Below are 14472 nucleotides of genomic sequence, written 5' to 3' on the forward strand. Positions count from 1 at the left end.
AACCGCATCCGGGTTATGGATTACCCGTTTCTATTCAGGCATTTGTAACTTATGTGTTCTGATGTTTCGCGCGTCAATCCGACATTGACGTGTTATGGGAGAAGTCAGGCATTACTGGACTCATCACTAAGGGCAGCAGAATCTAATTTATGGCTGTGATCAAATCTTCACAGTCAAACTGGTTCGTATACAACGGCAAACATCTTGGGATCCAAGGCCTCGCTCATCACCATTGCTTCCCCGCCCACCCGAAGCAGGACTTCATCAAGCACCGCTACTGGGTCAGCGGCATCAATTTCGTACAGCGCCAAATAACGCCACAGTGGCGTTGACACCATAGGGTCGTGCACCATGCGAAAACGGCGTGCGCTGATAAAACCGGGCACTGCAAGCACATCAGGCAGGTGCTGTTGATCGTACCAATGGTTATATTCGTGCTCCTGCCCCTGAACAGGATTGGTCAAAACCACAAAGGTGTAATGGGTCATTGCTGTGCTCCTGGTGAAATGTTCCGCAAACGGGCGCTCAACTCCTGGCTGCGCTCGATCACGTACTGATGAATCAGCTCGATTTGCTCTGGTTGCAGCTTGCGGCTGAAATTGGGCATACCCAGCGGCGCCAAAGCTCCTCCAACGATCGCCGTGAAGAAGTCGTGCTTGTCACTCGTTAAATAACGCAGGTCAGGCACGACGCCGCCGCCAATTGCATTCAGACCGTGGCAGGCCGCGCAGTGAGTTTGATACAAGACGTAGCCCTGCTGCAGTGCAGACGGTTCTGCGGTTAAGGCAGGAGTGGGAGGAGGTGGTCCGGACACGGTTGGCACCTTGTCGGGGAGCTTGGCCTGCCCTCCTATTTTGAAAGCCAACAAACGGCCCTGAGTCGACACGTTGTCACCTGCGGTCATCAAGGCTGTCGTCAAGCGCATTCCCCCACCCGCGCCGGCCATCACGGCAATGTACTGCTCACCGTCCACTTCGTAACTTATCGGCGCTGCCATAACAGCGTTGTCCAGTTGCACCGTCCACAGCGGCTCGCCAGTGCGCGCTTGGTACGCGATGAACTGGCCATCACCCGTTCCCTGGAAAACCAGCCCACCGGCCGTGGCAAGCGTGCCGCCATTCCATATTGAACGGTGATCTTGATGCCAGGCTTCCTGCTGAGTCACCGGATCCCAGGCGACCAAACGTCCCTTCCAGCTGTCACGAAGACGCCTGGCATCCTCATCCTTGGAGGGGTCGGGCATGTCAGTCAGCTTTAACGTTCGCGCTGGTGCCGCCGCATCACGGGTTAACGCAAGCCCAACCATGGGACCAAAGTGAAAGGTCCCTAACTCTTTGGGCATCGGTGTGTCGATGCCGCCTTTGAAATACCAGGCCACCTCCATAGCGGGTATATAAACCAAACGGGTTATTGGGCTGTAAGCCATCGATTGCCAGTTATGGCCACCAAAACCCGATGGGGACACAACCTTTAATTCCCCGCTGCTATAGTCGGCTTGTTCAGGGTTGGGGACCGGCCTTCCGGTCTTTGGGTCGATGCCTTTGGTCCAGTTGACGGGCACGTAATTATTGGCAGATATGAACTGGCCAGTGCGTCGGTCTAGTACGTAAAAGAAACCGTTCTTGGGCGCCTGCATCAGCACTTTGCGTGTTTGGCCCTGGATCATCAGGTCTGCCAAGACCATTTGTTGCGTCGCAGTGTGGTCCCACATCTCGCCCGGCGATGTCTGGTAGTGCCAGACATATTTCCCGGTATCGGCGTTAAGCGCGACGATTGAGGCGATGAACAAATTGTCGCCTTTGCCCTCGCTGCGCAATTTGCGGTCCCAGGTCGATCCGTTACCAACGCCGATATAAAGCAAATTCAATTCGGGATCATAAGACATCGAATCCCAAACGGTACCGCCGCCACCTTGTTCGCCGTATCGATTGCCATACCAAGTCCTGCGGGCCATAGCCATGGCAGCATTTTCTGGCGGCTTTGCAGGGTCGCCTGGCACGGTATAAAAGCGCCATGCGAGTGCACCTGACTCAGAATCGTAGGCTGAGACGTAGCCCCGTACGCCGTACTCGGCCCCCCCGTTGCCTATCAGCACCCGGCCGTTGACCACCCGCGGAGCGCCGGTGATCGTATAGTTACGCGAGTGGTCAATGAAGGTGTCAGTGCTCCAGACCGGTTTGCCAGTTGCAGCGTCGATAGCAATCAGCCGTCCATCGAACGCTCCAACAAATACTTTACCCTTCCAGACCGCAACGCCTCGATTGACCGGCCCGCAACAGCCGCGATCCGCGATACTCCGATCAACTTGAGGATCATATTGCCAAATGAGTTTGCCGGAACGCGCATCCAGCGCATAAACAATGCTGAACGGCCCGGTGGCGTACATCACTCCGTCCACAACAATGGGTGTTGCTTCCAGCCCACGGTCCGGCTCTATCTTGTAAGTCCACGCCAGCCCCAGATCGCTGACGCTATGCTCGTTGATACGGGCGAGCGGACTGAAGCGCTCTTCAGCATAGGTACGGCCATGAGAAACCCAATTGGCACCTTCACGGCCAGCCCCCGTGATTCGGACGGCATCGACATCGGCGGCCCCTTGGGCATGCCCAAGGGAAGCAACCAATAGCAATCCATAGCATGATCGACGTAAATGCTGACTTGCCGCCTGTTTGGTTCGAAAGACTCGAATGTGCATTCCCGCATCCATTTTTATAATTATTAAGGTGCCGACTGCCAGGCGCGTCAGAGATCACGAGCTCATGAATGAATCGGTCGTTTTTAAGGCGAGTAATAAGAGGTTGCCGGGGTGTAACCTCTTTAGTGTTTGGCTCTGTTAATGATCTTTAACTGAGTGAGTTCGGCGAGACCTTCCGCTGCATATTCAACTCCCAAGCCGGACATTTTTGCGCCGCCAAACGGGACATTGGGCCCCACGTCACCGTGCTGATTTATCCAGACCGTGCCGGAATCCAGTTGTTGGGCTACCCCATAAGCACGATCAGCATCGTCGGACCAGACCGAATTTCCGAGGCCGAAAGAGGTGTCATTAGCCCAGGCAACGGCTTGTTCGATCGTGCTGTAGCGAATAATCGGCAGCACTGGGCCGAATTGCTCCTCGTCCACCAACGGCGAACCGTTGCCGATATCGCGGATCAGCGTCGGCCGAACGAAATAGCCAGGACGTTCCAGCGCGTTACCGCCGGCAATAATCTTACCCTGTTGGCTGGCCGAATCTATCAGCGACAGCACCCGCTCGTATTGAGCCTGATTCTGTATTGGCCCCAACTGGCTATCAGGTTCAACGCCTGGGCCCACCACCGTGGCCTCCGCGATTTCGACCATTGCTTCACAGACAGCCTCGTACAACGCATCGGGGACGTACAAGCGCTTAAGCGCCACGCAAATCTGCCCGTTGTTGGTGAATGCTGCCTTGAACAGCTTGGCAGCGACGACCTTGGGATCGCAGTCTTCAAGGACGATGCCCGCATCGTTGCCCCCTAGCTCCAAGGTCAGGCGCTTGAGGGTTGGCACCACCGACCCCATGACCTTAAGACCGGTCTGAGTGGAGCCAGTGAAGCCAATCTTACGTATGCCCGGGTGCGCGGTGATCAGTGGCCCCAGGTCATTGAAATCGGCAATCAGGTTGAGCACCCCAGGTGGTACCAGGTCCTTGATGAGCGCGCCTAGATGCAAGGTTGTCAGAGGGGTGCTGGGTGCGGGTTTGAGTATCAAAGTGTTGCCCGCCAGCAGGGTCGGAGCGATTTTCGCGGCAGCCATAAACAGCGGAAAATTCCACGGCAGGATCGCGCCGACCACACCCAATGGCATCTGATGCTGCTCAACCCGGCGTTGCGGCGAATCTTCCAACACCTGCACGGGAATATCCACGCCCGCGTAATAACGGAAGATATACGCGGCGCCATTGACCTCCCATACGGAGTCGGCTAACGGCTTTCCCTGCTCGCGGGTAAGCAGGTTGGCCAGAGGTTGAACATTGTTTTCAATCACCTCGGCAATCGCCGTTAACAAGGCCTGCCGCGCGGCCAGTGGCTCTTGGCTCCAGCTGGCGAAGGCGCGCGAGGCGGCCGCGACGGCTAAGTCCAGATGTTCTGGCAAGGCCCGCGCGCAGTGTTCGAACACCTCGCCGCTCGCCGGGTCTATCACCTCGATCGACCCCCCGCCAGGGTTCAGTTGCCCATCAATCAACAGTTCATAACGCATGACATGTCTCCCAGATACGTACGTTTATCCAGTGCCAGACCGACTGCTTTACTAGCACGGCCACACGATCCCTTCTGCCGTCAGCACCTCGCTGTCGTGCTGTCCCTTCAAAGGTGGGGAGCGATAGATGGAATTGGGCGTCGCAGAAAAATGCAGCGGGTTATTGATGACCTTGAAGCTACCACCCAGAGGATGTTCAAGGGTCTTGAGCAGGTTTTCCACGGTATGCCGGTCGCTGAAGACTTCCGGCCAGGTCTTGACCGGGCCATAAATCGCCCCGGCCGCTGATAACGCTGCGTCCCACTCTGCCAGAGTGCGAGTGGCGAAAATCTCCGACAGGGTACTGTTGACCGCATCACGGTTGGCCAGGCGTGCCGCCTTGTTGACGAACCTCGGATCAGTCTTCAGTTCGCTGGCATCCAGCGCGTCGCAGAGGATGTGCCAGAATTTTTCGTTGATGGTGATGATCATAATGTCGCGACCATCACTGGTGCGGTAGGTGTTGTTCGGCACAATGTCCCAATGCTCGTTGCCCATGCGGCCCGGGGTCTGGCCGGTCACGTCGAAGTACACGTCGCGCGGCACAAGGCTGAAGATTGTCGCGTCGAGCATCGACAAATCGACCCGCTGGCCGAGCCCGGTGGTCTGGCGCGCCTGCAACGCGGTGAGAATTCCGACATTGGCGAGCAAAGCGGTGACCAGGTCAGCGAACGGAAAACCGGTCTTGATCGGTCCGGACTCCTGAGTCCCGGTGATCTGCATGATCCCGGACATGGCCTGGATGATCATGTCGAGCGCTGGCCGATCGCGGTCCGGGCCGCTCTGGCCGAAACCGGTGATGGAGCAATACACCAGGCGCGGATTGATCTTGCTTAGTGCCTCGTAACCCAATCCGGCCTTTTCGGCGAAACCGGGTCGAAAGTTCTCGACGAACACATCGGCTTCGGCAGCCAGGGCCTGGGCGGCCGCCTGGCCCTCGGTGGTCTTGAGGTCAAGCACGATGCCGCGCTTGTTGCGGTTGATCGCCAGGAAAAATACCCCGTCGTCGTTGATGGTGGTCTCGCCGGACTTGCGAAACGGGTCGCCGTCGGGCTGCTCGACCTTGAGCACGTCGGCGCCTGAGTCCGCCAGCATCATGGTTGCGAAGGGGCCGGTCATCATTTGCGTGAAGTCCAGTACCTTGAGGCCTTTCAATGCAGTCATGAGCCTTACTCCTGTTCTTTCTTGTCGTAGAAGGCTTCGCGGTCATGGTTGGACGAGCGCACGCCCTTGTCCCGACGCTGCTTCATGAAATTGTATTCGTCAGCCTCGTAACGCACGTTGGTCGCCAGGGTGTGCAAGATATGGCCGTAGGCGAACTGACTGGAGATGCCCAGAGAATCCATCGCCAGGTTGGTTGCGGCCTTACCCATGACGATACCGTCACGGGGCAGGCGCACGATACGCTCGGCCCATTCCTCTCCCGCCTCTTGCAGGTCAGCGAGCGGCACCACCTTGTTCACCAGGCCGTTGGCCAAGCACGTTTGCGCATCCCATACTTGCGCCAGCAGCAACAATTCTCGGGCCTTGCGCGGACCCAAAGCCATCATTTCCCAGGCCGCGAAGTACGCCGCGCCGCTGAGGCCGAGCTTTTGCTCGGGATGGCCCATCTTCGCGGTATCGGCGGCGATCACCAGGTCCGATGCCTCTGCCAGATACAGACCGCCGCCCAGGCAGTAACCCTTGACCAGAGAAAGCGTGGGCTTGAGAAATTTGAACACCCGCTCGAAGCGCTCGATATAGCGTTTGTCGTGCAGCAAGCGGGCCCGTTGGCTGGGCTTACGCGGACGGCCTTTGGCGTCCAGGGTAGTTTCGCCATATTCGGTGCCGACTTCAGCCAGGTCGTGTCCGGTGGTGAAATCATCACCGGCGCCCTGCAACACCACTACCCGCACGTCATCGTCGGCTTCGGCGCGATCATAGCCGTCCATCAGCTGATCGAGCATGGCGTTGCTCATCGCATTTTTCTTGTCCGGGCGGTTGATGGTGATGTAGGCCCGACCGTCCCGTGCGAGGTAATCAATACTGCCGTTAGCTGCCATGGTTTTTTGTCCTTCTTCTTGCGGCATTCGGTTCAGGCGCGCGGGCGGATTAGCCTCTGCGCCGTTCAGTGATGGGTGGCTCTACGTCAGTTGAGGTTGACGGCCACGGCCTTGACTTCGGTGTACAGCTTGATCGCGTCGAAACCGCGCTCGCGGCCCCAGCCCGACTGTTTGTAGCCACCGTACGGCAGAGTGGCATCGGGAGAAGACAGTGCGTTGACGTTGACGATCCCGGCTTGCAGCCGCCGCGCCATCTTGTGGGCGATGCTCAAATCGCGGGTCCAGACGCTGGCAGCCAGACCGTACGGCGAGGCGTTGGCGGTGGCGCTGATGCGGTCCAGATCATCGTCGTTGAACGACATGGCGCAGAGCACCGGGCCGAAGATTTCTTCATCGTGCACGGCCATACCAGGCTTGACCCCAGTCAGCACCGTAGGCTGAACGAAAAAGCCCTGCTCGCCGATACGCTCTCCGCCCGCCAACAGGGATGCGCCCTGCTCCTGGCCGCTGCGGATGTAGCCAAGCACGCGGTCCAGTTGACGTTGGGAAACCACCGGGCCCATTTCGGTGCTCTCATCCATGCCGTGGCCGACGCGGATTTCCCGCGCCCGGCGAGCCACCGCGTCGAGTACTTCGTCGAACACTCGTTCATGCACATATAAACGCGAGCCGGCGGCACACACCTGGCCTGCGTGGAAGAAGATCGACGAGCAAACCCCGGCTGCCGCCGCTTGTAGATTGGCGTCCGGGAACACGATCACGGGGGACTTGCCGCCCAGTTCCAGGGAAACCTTTTTCAGGTTGCCGGTGGCCGCCTGGGCGATGCGCCGACCAACCTCGGTGGAACCGGTGAAGGCAACCTTATCGATCCCCGGATGCGCCGCGATTGACGCTCCCACCGGGTTACCGAAACCAGTCACGATGTTCAGCACGCCGGGCGGGATTCCCGCTTCCAGTGCCAGTTCGCCGAGGCGCAAGGCGGTCAGCGGGGTCTGTTCGGACGGTTTGAGCACGATGGTGCAACCGGCGGCAATGGCCGGAGCGATTTTCCACATGGTCATGTTCAGCGGGAAATTCCACGGCACGATCTGCCCCACCACGCCCACAGGCTCAAGCAAGGTATAGGCATGCCATTCGCCGGGCAGCGAAACATTGGGTGTTTCCCCGCCCATCTTGGTGGTCCAACCGGACATGTAGCGAAGCATTTCGACGATGCCGACCACGTCGCCATTGCGGCAGAACATCAGCGGCTTACCACTGTTGATACATTCCAGCTCGGCCAACTCCTCGGCATTGGCTTCGATCAGGCTGGCGAAACGCAGCATCATCTGGGTGCGCTGGGTAGGTGTGGTTTTGCGCCACGGGCCTTCGAAGGCACGTCGCGCCGCCTCGACTGCACGGTCGACATCAGCCGCCGTACCTTGAGCGGCAGTGGCGATGACGCCGCCGGTGGCTGGGTCGATCAGCTCGGTGCGGGCTTCGGAGCTGGCCTCGACCCACTGGCCGTCAATCAGCAGTTGGTGTTGGCGATTGAGAAAAGCCTTGGCGGCGGCGCCGACTGCGGGATGGCAGTTCATCATGGGGTTTTCCTTTAGTTTTTATTGGAAAAATGGCCGTTCACTTGCCCAGCAACTGTCGGGCAATGATCACGTGATGAATCTCGTTGGTACCTTCCAGTATCTGGTTCAGCTTCGCATCGCGCATGAAGCGCTCCACCGGATATTCAGTGGAATAGCCATAAGAGCCGTGAATCTGCACCGCTTCCAGGGCCGCCTCCATGGCGACATCGGTGACGTAGCATTTGACCATCGATGACAGTAGGGTCAGGCGACTGGTGTCACCGCTGTCGATCTCTTGCGCACTGGTGTAGAGCAAGGTGCGCGCCGCTTCGATTTTCATCGCCATATTGGCGATCTTGAACTGGATCGCCTGGAAATCGGCGATCCGCTTGCCGAACTGTCGCCGCTCGCGGGCGTAACTGATCGACTCGTCCAGCGCCGCTTGGGCCAGGCCCAGGGAGGAGGCCGCCACCGAGGGACGGTTCAGGTCGAGGATTTTCATGCAGGCCTTGAATCCGGTGCCCTCCTCGCCCAACAGGCAATCGGCGTCGATGCGCATGTTCTCGAAGAACACCGAATACGACGGCGAGCCATGCCGGCCCATCTTCACTTCCTTGCGCCCGATGGTCAGGCCGGGGGTCTTGGTGTCGACCAGAAACACACTGATGCCATCGTGGCCGCGGCCTTCACTGGTACGGGCAAACAGCAGCATGTAATGAGCCTGGGCGGCCCAGGTGATCCAGCTTTTCTGGCCATTGATCACGTAACTGTCGCCGGCGCGGCGCGCGGTGGTGCGAATGGCCGAGACGTCCGAGCCGGCGTCGGGCTCGGTGATCGCCACGCAGGACAGCGTGCGGCCAAGGGCCGCTAACGGCAGGTAGTGATCTTTCTGCGCCTGAGTGCCGAAGTGCAGCAAAGGCAAGATCAAACCAATGGAGTTGTTCGCGCACAGCGTTGAAGCCGCTAGGGAGACCTTGCCGATTTCTTCCTTGGCGATACACACCGAGGTCAGGTCGCCGCCTGGGCCACCGTACTCTTCAGGCACCCACATCTGCAGCAGGCCCAGGTCACCAAAGACCTCGACCAGGGATTCGGGGAACTCGCGGGTCTCCTCCATTTCTGCAACCAGCGGCCTGACTTGCTCTTCGGCAACCCGGCGGACCATGTCGCGAAGCATTTGTTGTTCTTCGGTGAACTTCACGGTTTTTCCCTCTAAGGATATTCAGAGCCGGGTGACATCGACGAAGCCCAAGGCACGCATCACCGGCTCATCGGTCACCCGGATCAATTGAGCCCAGGCCGAACGCCCCTCGATGGAATAGGCATTCCACGTGGGAACGACGATCACATCCCCACGGCACAGATCTACCACACCCAGCCCTTCGACATTCATCCGAACCTCACCGGCTGTCACTGTATAGATGTTGTTTTCGAGGCGCTTTTCGTAGCTCAGTCGTTCTCCCTGCTTGAGCCCGACCCCGTGTAAGCCAATGGTGTTCAAAGCACTGGATTCGATTGCCAGGCTGCTCTCGGTGCGCAGCTGGGCGCTGATATCCGCGCCTTTGTTGCGCATGGGCGAATCCGGGGCGTGGGCGGTGGGTTGCTCGTTGCGCGAGGGGTGATCCTCGAAAAACATGCAGTCCAGATTCTGCACCAGCGGTACGTCGAGAAAGTCGATCCAGAACGCCGGTTCATTGCCGAAGTTGCTATGTCCGTGCCAGTGCCAGGACGGCGTCAGTACCACATCGCCTTCGGCCACATCAATTTTCACACCGTTGACAATAGTGAACGTCTCGCCGCCAGCATCGAGAATCAGCCGGAGCGCGTTGGGCGAATGACGATGGGAACGCGCAGTTTCACCCGGTAACACCAACTGGTAAGCCGCCACCAGGTTCTGGCAGGTTGGGTACAGGTTGTCCGGTACCGGGTTGACCATGATCAGGTTGCGCCGCTCGGCCTGTTCCGGCGAGACGAACTCGCAGGCCAGGTCGAGTGCCGCGCGAGCATCGGCATAGCGCCACACTGCCGGTACATAACGCGGACGGGGCTGTGGCCACATCTGCGGCTTCTTCTTGGCCCAACCGGGCGACAAACCCTGCTCGGCCAATTGTTCGAAATAGCCCTGAGGAGCGGCGCTTGCAGATAACGGAGTCATAGGTCGCTTCCTTATACCGCCAGATGAGCCTTGGCGGCGTTCCATACCGAGTGTTCGCCCTGGGTGCCGCGCACCACCGGCAGACGCATGGAGCCGATGCCGTCAATGGTGATTTCCACCACATCGCCTTCCTGGACCGGACCGACGCCGGCTGGCGTGCCGGTGGCGATAATATCGCCGGGCTCCAGAGTCATGACCGCCGAGGCCATGGCGATCATTTCCGGGATGTTCACGATCAGGTCGCGGGTGCAGGCCGATTGCCGCTCCTGGCCATTGACGGTCAGGCGCATGTTGATATTGCTGAAGTCCGGAACTTCATCGGCGGTGACGATCCATGGCCCGGTGGGGCAGAAGGTGTCGAAGGACTTACGCATGACCCGCTCTTCAACGCCCCGCACCACCATGTCCAGCAGGCAGGTGAAACCAAACACGTATTCTTGGCTGTCTTGGGCGGTGATGCCACGGCCGCGTTTGCCGATGACAATGCCCAGTTCACATTCGTGATGAATTTCCCGGTCATCCAGAGGCGGCAGCACGATTGCGTCCGCGGGACCACTGAGGCTGGAGTTGGACTTGAGGAAAAAACCCTGGCCACTGGCCTTGAAGGTAGAAATCACGCCGCTGCCACTGCCGCCCTTCATCTCATCGATGTGGGCGTGGTAATTGGCCGGAAACGCGATCACCTTGTTCGGCCAGCGAATCGGCGCGTCCAGCCTTACCTGGGACAGCGGCACTGCGGGGCGCGAATTCAGCGCATCACGCAGACCCGCGCCGAGGGTGTCAAATTGTTCAACCAAGCGCACCATGCCTACGGGTGGCCAGAAGTGCGCGTCGATCCCCGAAAGATCCGTGATGTCGATGACACCCTCAGGCGTTACCACTCCGAGGTGGCCGTTATCGAAGCTGATCAGTTTCATGAGGCGATGACCTCTTCGGTAGCCTGAGGGGAATGGACTTTGGCACGGGCGCCGCGCACCGTGTCGATGATGCTCGCGCCATCCTCCGGCTGACGGTCGTCGCGCCAGGCAACATGACCATCGGGACGCACCAGGACCAGGGCGTTTTCGTATAGCTCGCGAACCTCAGGGCTATCCACGTCCACCACGGTCAGTGGCACCCCTGCCTTTTCGGCTGCGGACACCAGGCGGTCGACCGGCTGGGCAGGGTCGAAACGCAGCAGTACAAAGTCACGACCGAACAAGTCCAGGGTCGACTTGCCCGGCTCAAGCCAGGCATGGGGCGCGCGGTGGCCCGGCCGGGCGGTCTGCACGTAAGTGCTGACGGTGTCTTCGGGTTCGGGCGTGCCATCAGCAACGATCAGCTGCGAACCTTCGTAGCGGAAACCCAGGTGGATGCCAATGGTATACCACTCGCGTTTCATCATTTTGGTGTAGGCGTCACCGAATTCCTGGCGTGCTCGGTCGCCCTCGACACCGGGTTCGAACACGGCCGGGCTTAGGCTGTCCCTCGGGGTGAGCATCAACTTGAGGTTATTGGTGGCCTCGTTGACGTTGCGAATCGCTACTGGGCGCCGCTCGTCTTCATAGGTCTGCATCAAGTGCGGACCACCCCAACCCTGCACCAGTGCCTGGAGCTTCCAGCCCAGATCCACCGCATCCTGGATACCCATGTTCATGCCAAAGCCGCCGGTAGGCGAAGTCAGGTGCGCCGCATCGCCAGCGATTACCACACGCTCGGTGCCGTAGTCGTCGGCAACCAACTGTCGGCGGATCCAGGGCATGACCGAAATTATCTTGAACTCGAAATCATCACGCCCCACCGCGCGCCGGAACGCCTTTGCCACGTCCTCTTCGCTAAGGGTACGCATGGTGCCGTCGCCTACAATGGAGAAGCGCCACCAGTCACGGCCATTAATCGCCACGACGGTGCTCCAGGTCCCCTCGGGGCCAATGAAGATGTAGCGGTAGCCGGGCTTCTTGTCGTGCAGTTGCTCCAGCTGCGCGCACTCGATGATGGCATTGGTGGTGTAGGTGAGTGTCGGGGTCCCGGTCATCTTAATCCCGAGGCATTCCTTCACCCGACTCGCACCGCCATCGCAACCGACCAAGTATTGACATTTCACGGTCTGCACGTCGCCGCTGACGGTGTCGCGCAGCTGCACCGTAACGCCGTCGGCGTGTTCTTCATGGGACAGGTATTCGGTGTTATAGCGGATGTCCGCCAGCCCGCTGCGCTGGGCGAAACGGGTCAGCACCGGGTCGAAAAAATTCTGTGGGCAGCGTTCACGCTTTTGCGGGCTTTGCGCAGGCTTGGGTTCATCACGAACCGTGGGGAATGATTCGCGACCGAATTCATAGCCGCCAGCCAGTTGCGATACCCAGGCGTAGTCCTGAGAATAATCGCGGTTGTATCCGGCGTTCTCGACATCTTCAACGATGCCCCAGCGACGGCAAAACTCCATGGTGCGGATACCGACCATGTCCATCCGCGGTTGAAACACTTGGCCGTCGCTCTTCTCGACCAGAATACATGGGATGCCACGCCACCCCAGATCACCGGCCAAGGCCAGCCCGACCGGGCCTGCGCCGATAATCATGACCGGGGTACGGCCTCCCGCATCGTTTTGCGCCATATTGAAGAACTCCTCACCAGATAAGCACGTTTAATGCCTTGAAATGCGCCGGCTTTTTCTGCCGCCGTCAATCGCTACGTGACTTAACTTAGCCAAGTTAAAAGTTAATTGACCAATACTCTTTAACGATCCATTGAGAGGTAAAGGTTCTTGCTCTACGCAGTTCGCCGCCAATCGCCGGCAATGCTCTGGCGTGATCATTAGAATAAGGTCTAGCCCACGTCCAATAGGCTTTGGCACTGGATTAAGAGGAGAAAAGTCTGGTTTCAGGACAGAAGTTTAAGCTCTCAATGGATTGGTAAATCGTATTGGACGATCGATAAGCCGTTGCCGCTATTAATAGTGGGCGGACGTTGGCAAATGAATGAGGTCCTTCAACTTAAGAACTTCCGCACATTGCCCTTTGCACACAACAATAATAATGAGGCGCCCCATGTGCTTTGTATCCTCAACTTTGGCTCCAGCACACCGCCAATGGCTCAGCCTGTCATGGCTGTGCTGTTCGCTGATAAGTCTGTCGCCCTGCGCATTCGCCGACAGTCAGCAGAACCAGGCCACCGGTCTGATCGACGGTAGCCATCTGAACCTGATCCTGCGCAATTTCTATTTCAACCGCGATTACCGCGACGGTGCCTCCAACAGCCTCGGTACCAACGCATACAAACCCCTGTCGGAACGCAACGGCTATCGCGGCGAGTGGGCGCAGGGCTTCATTGCCAAGTTCAATACCGGATTCACCCAAGGCCCAGTGGGCTTTGGCCTGGAAGGGTATGGCGCGTTGGGCCTGAAACTGGACAGCGGCGGCGGCCGCACTGGCAACAGCCTCTTGCCCTGGAGTGATTCCGGACATCCCGAGGACGATTATTCCAAGGCCGGCATGGCCCTGGCGATACAAGCCTCCAACACCGTGATCAAGTATGGGGAACAGATGCCCCAGGTACCGGTGCTGACCTACTCGGATGTGCGTCTGTTGCCCAGTAGTGCGCGCGGACTGAGCATCAACAGCAACGAGTTCAGCCATATTAATATTCAGGCCGGGCGCTTCACCGCCGTCACCAGCAACGATTCCACCAATGGCGACGGCGAGATCACCACCGACTACGAGGTGCTGCCCGAAGGCCGCAGCCTCAGTTACGCGGGCGGGACTTATAAAGCCGACAACAGCTTTACCGCGACCTTCTACGGTTCGGAATACAAGGACATCTGGCACCAGTATTACGGCGGGGCCAGCTACGTCTTGCCGTTGAACAAGCACCAGGCGCTGTCCTTTGAATTCAACGGTTATGACACCCACGACTACGGCGCCTCCAAGGGCGGCCCGATTGATACGTTTGCCTGGTCGGTGCTGGGGGCCTATCAATTCGACAGCCATAAAATCTCAGTCGCGTACCAGTATATCGATGGCGACGAACCGTTCGATTATATCGCCTTCGATCGCACCCAAAGCGGCATCCCCTACCTCAACAACGTGAGCAGCGTGTTCCCATTCTCGGAACCCCATGAACGCTCTTGGCAACTGCGCTATGACCTTAACTTCGCGGGCTATGGCGTTCCCGGTTTGACCTTCATGACCCGTTATATTCGCGGCCAGGGCATGGATAACAGCCATAGCGAAAACACCTTTTACAAGAAAATCGGCACTTACGACTCCAATCCCGATGACAACAAACATTGGGAGCGCGATATAGACCTGGGTTACGTCGTGCAATCGGGCAAAGCCAAGAACTTGAGCGTTCGCCTGCGCAACGCCAAACACCGCTCAAGCACGGGGACCCGCTGGCCGGACTTCGATGAATTCAGGATCATCATTGAGATGCCGATCAAACTGCTCTGACCGCGGTTTGCATACCGATATATCCAATA

General features: G+C 58.6%; 11 protein-coding genes. 1 reads left to right on the plus strand and 10 read right to left on the minus strand.

The features are described from left to right. Positions 1 to 173: 173 nt before the first annotated feature. The 10 genes from CE491_RS13450 to CE491_RS13495 all read right to left on the minus strand — a co-directional run bounded on the left by CE491_RS13450 (position 174) and on the right by CE491_RS13495 (position 12609). Positions 174 to 488 carry a DUF4286 family protein gene (locus CE491_RS13450; protein WP_110948843.1) on the minus strand — a complete coding sequence of 105 codons (315 nt, stop codon included), beginning with the start codon at positions 486 to 488 and terminating at the stop codon, positions 174 to 176. Beyond that, the gene (locus CE491_RS13455; RefSeq protein ID WP_199885097.1) at positions 485 to 2695 is read right to left on the minus strand and encodes a PQQ-dependent dehydrogenase, methanol/ethanol family; all 2211 of its coding nucleotides are present in this window, start codon (positions 2693 to 2695) and stop codon (positions 485 to 487) included. The genes CE491_RS13450 and CE491_RS13455 overlap by 4 nt, the downstream gene beginning before the upstream one ends. A gap of 122 nt (positions 2696 to 2817) precedes the next feature. Then, positions 2818 to 4221, minus strand: coding sequence for an aldehyde dehydrogenase family protein (locus CE491_RS13460; RefSeq protein ID WP_110948845.1), 1404 nt, complete (start codon positions 4219 to 4221; stop codon positions 2818 to 2820). Positions 4222 to 4272: 51 nt separating this feature from the next. Continuing rightward, positions 4273 to 5424, minus strand: a complete 1152-nt coding sequence (locus CE491_RS13465) for a CaiB/BaiF CoA transferase family protein (RefSeq protein ID WP_110948846.1) — start codon at positions 5422 to 5424, stop codon at positions 4273 to 4275. 5 nt (positions 5425 to 5429) lie between these two features. After that, positions 5430 to 6302 (minus strand): enoyl-CoA hydratase-related protein, encoded by an 873-nt coding sequence (locus CE491_RS13470; protein ID WP_110948923.1) that lies wholly within the window; start codon positions 6300 to 6302, stop codon positions 5430 to 5432. Positions 6303 to 6388: 86 nt separating this feature from the next. Continuing rightward, positions 6389 to 7882: an aldehyde dehydrogenase family protein gene (locus tag CE491_RS13475; protein WP_110948847.1), complete on the minus strand. Its 1494-nt coding sequence runs from the start codon at positions 7880 to 7882 to the stop codon at positions 6389 to 6391. 37 nt (positions 7883 to 7919) lie between these two features. Further along, positions 7920 to 9062 carry an acyl-CoA dehydrogenase family protein gene (locus CE491_RS13480; protein ID WP_110948848.1) on the minus strand — a complete coding sequence of 381 codons (1143 nt, stop codon included), beginning with the start codon at positions 9060 to 9062 and terminating at the stop codon, positions 7920 to 7922. Between the two features lie 21 nt (positions 9063 to 9083). Continuing rightward, on the minus strand, positions 9084 to 10016 hold the full coding sequence (locus tag CE491_RS13485; protein ID WP_110948849.1) for a cupin domain-containing protein: 933 nt from the start codon (positions 10014 to 10016) through the stop codon (positions 9084 to 9086). 11 nt (positions 10017 to 10027) lie between these two features. Continuing rightward, positions 10028 to 10933 (minus strand): fumarylacetoacetate hydrolase family protein, encoded by a 906-nt coding sequence (locus CE491_RS13490; RefSeq protein ID WP_110948850.1) that lies wholly within the window; start codon positions 10931 to 10933, stop codon positions 10028 to 10030. Further along, complete coding sequence (locus CE491_RS13495; protein WP_110948851.1) at positions 10930 to 12609, minus strand: FAD-dependent oxidoreductase; 1680 nt, start codon at positions 12607 to 12609, stop codon at positions 10930 to 10932. Before CE491_RS13495 ends, CE491_RS13490 begins: the two co-directional genes overlap by 4 nt. A gap of 433 nt (positions 12610 to 13042) precedes the next feature. On the opposite strand from CE491_RS13495, the gene CE491_RS13500 reads away from it, so the two are divergent. Then, the gene (locus CE491_RS13500; RefSeq protein WP_199885098.1) at positions 13043 to 14443 is read left to right on the plus strand and encodes an OprD family porin; all 1401 of its coding nucleotides are present in this window, start codon (positions 13043 to 13045) and stop codon (positions 14441 to 14443) included. Positions 14444 to 14472: the final 29 nt, after the last annotated feature.

The sequence above is a fragment of the Pseudomonas bohemica genome, assembly GCF_002934685.1.
Classification (GTDB): domain Bacteria; phylum Pseudomonadota; class Gammaproteobacteria; order Pseudomonadales; family Pseudomonadaceae; genus Aquipseudomonas; species Aquipseudomonas bohemica.

Coding starts and splice junctions, on each gene's coding strand:
- CE491_RS13460 (WP_110948845.1), bottom strand. CDS start 4,221: ATGCGTTATGAACTGTTGATTGATGGGCAACTGAACCCTGGCGGGGGG.
- CE491_RS13485 (WP_110948849.1), bottom strand. CDS start 10,016: ATGACTCCGTTATCTGCAAGCGCCGCTCCTCAGGGCTATTTCGAACAA.
- CE491_RS13475 (WP_110948847.1), bottom strand. CDS start 7,882: ATGATGAACTGCCATCCCGCAGTCGGCGCCGCCGCCAAGGCTTTTCTC.
- CE491_RS13470 (WP_110948923.1), bottom strand. CDS start 6,302: ATGGCAGCTAACGGCAGTATTGATTACCTCGCACGGGACGGTCGGGCC.
- CE491_RS13490 (WP_110948850.1), bottom strand. CDS start 10,933: ATGAAACTGATCAGCTTCGATAACGGCCACCTCGGAGTGGTAACGCCT.
- CE491_RS13455 (WP_199885097.1), bottom strand. CDS start 2,695: ATGCACATTCGAGTCTTTCGAACCAAACAGGCGGCAAGTCAGCATTTA.
- CE491_RS13450 (WP_110948843.1), bottom strand. CDS start 488: ATGACCCATTACACCTTTGTGGTTTTGACCAATCCTGTTCAGGGGCAG.
- CE491_RS13495 (WP_110948851.1), bottom strand. CDS start 12,609: ATGGCGCAAAACGATGCGGGAGGCCGTACCCCGGTCATGATTATCGGC.
- CE491_RS13465 (WP_110948846.1), bottom strand. CDS start 5,424: ATGACTGCATTGAAAGGCCTCAAGGTACTGGACTTCACGCAAATGATG.
- CE491_RS13500 (WP_199885098.1), top strand. CDS start 13,043: ATGTGCTTTGTATCCTCAACTTTGGCTCCAGCACACCGCCAATGGCTC.